General features: G+C 70.3%; 1 protein-coding gene. It reads left to right on the forward strand.

Features of this window, described 5'->3' with window-relative positions; genetic code table 11:
• Positions 1–513: 513 nt before the first annotated feature.
• Positions 514–1,035: helix-turn-helix domain-containing protein (locus tag I53_RS08160; RefSeq protein WP_251982256.1), on the forward strand; the 522-nt coding region annotated here is incomplete at its 3' end.

Raw genomic sequence — 1,035 nt, forward strand, 5'->3', positions numbered from 1 at the left:
CATCCGCTCCGATGTCCCCGGCCGCCGCTTCGGCATCGGCCAACGAGGCGGCGGTCGAAGCGATCGAGGTGCCGCTGCCGCCGCGTCGCCCGTCCCTGCAGATGCTCGCCGCCGCCACGCCGCGCCGCGCCCCGGCCGCGGCTCCCGTGCGCGAGGCCACCGCTCTCCCGGTCGAGTAGCTCCGCCATTCCGGAGCGGCCGCGCGTCGGGGAACCCGGTGCGGATCGGCCCTCTGCCCACACAAGGATCATGCCCAAGGCTTGACCATCGCACCGTTCCGCAACACATAGGCGCCACGCCAGCAACGTGGTTGGATCGGCACGGACCGAAGCCGCAAAACAGCGGCCGTGCGCGCATGGCGCGCGACGGATCTCAGGGCAGGAACGCCGGTTCAGGCGCGCGAGGTCGGGCATTCTATCGCCCGACGGTACGGTAGGGCGCGATCGATCTCGAAGCGGCAGGCATGCAGGGCACCGACCCTGCTCTCAAGCTGGCAGGAAAGCGAACGGCGCCATGAGCGGCGTGGTGGAACAGGAATCACTTTTTCTCACAGACCTCGGGCGACGCGTCAGGCACGCGCGCACCGTGCGCGGCCTGTCGCGCAAGGTTCTGTCACAGACCTCCGGCCTGTCCGAGCGCTACATCGCGCAGCTGGAAGGCGGCCAGGGCAACGTCTCCATCATCCTGCTCCGGCGGGTGGCCAACGCCATGGGCGTGCGACTGGACGACCTGATCACCGGCAATGACGGGCTGCCCGATTGGCCGGTGGTGCGCGACCTGCTCGCCCAGGCCAGCCCGGCCCAGATCGCCGCCGCCAAGGACGCCCTGTCCGGCGGTAGCCGACCGGAATCGAGCAACCGCCCGCGGGTAGCGCTGATCGGCCTGCGCGGCGCCGGCAAATGTGAACGGATGAGCGAGCCCGAGGCCGATCTGGATCGCGAAGCCACCGCCAATCGCCTGATGCAGCGCCTGAGCGGCTTCGCGCAGGGAATCGGGATGAGTGGCACGGACGCCCGCCAGATCATCGGCCGCGTG

This window comes from Methylobacterium sp. B1 (assembly GCF_000333255.1).
Lineage (GTDB): Bacteria > Pseudomonadota > Alphaproteobacteria > Rhizobiales > Beijerinckiaceae > Methylobacterium > Methylobacterium fujisawaense.